Source organism: Dryocola clanedunensis (genome assembly GCF_038405435.1).
Lineage (GTDB): Bacteria > Pseudomonadota > Gammaproteobacteria > Enterobacterales > Enterobacteriaceae > Dryocola > Dryocola clanedunensis_A.
In genome coordinates this window covers 1-572 of the sequence record NZ_JBBYHZ010000159.1, presented here as the reverse complement: position 1 = coordinate 572, position 572 = coordinate 1, and the positions used below count along the sequence as shown (strand labels likewise).

Here is a 572-nt window from a genome sequence, read left to right as displayed (position 1 = left end):
CGAGCAGTGCCGGGAAGGTCGACTTGGCCTGTGCCTCGTCCTTGCCGGCGGTCTTGCCGAGCTGTTCGGAACTGGCTTCGACATCGAGGATGTCATCGCGCACCTGGAACGCCAGGCCGAGCGCCGAGGCGACTGTATCCAGCGTTGCCAGATCGGCGGCGGGTGCCTGGCCACACAGCGCGCCCATGCGCACCGCCGCGCGGATCAGTGCGCCGGTCTTGAGCGCGTGCATGCGCTCAAGAGCCTGCAGCGGCTGTTGATGACCGGTGGCGTCGATATCCAGCGCCTGGCCGCCGCACATGCCGGCGGCACCGGAGGCGTGGGCCAGCGTCTGCAGGCAGGCCACGCGCAGTGACGCGGGCAGCGGCGCATCGGCGATCAGGCCGAACGCGCGCGTCTGCAGGGCATCACCGGCGAGGATCGCGGTGGCTTCATCAAAGGCGATGTGCGTGGTCGGGCGGCCGCGACGCAGGGCGTCATCGTCCATCGCCGGCAGATCGTCATGCACCAGCGAATACGCGTGGATCAGCTCGACCGCCATCGCCGGCGCGTCCAGCGCGTTCTCGTCGGCG

The 572-nt window shown here is 69.9% G+C and carries 1 protein-coding gene; it reads right to left on the bottom strand.

Translation table 11 applies throughout. From position 1 onward, the window contains the following. Positions 1 to 572 (bottom strand): polyprenyl synthetase family protein (locus AAE045_RS23980; protein WP_455549801.1); only part of this gene is annotated, 572 nt, incomplete at both ends.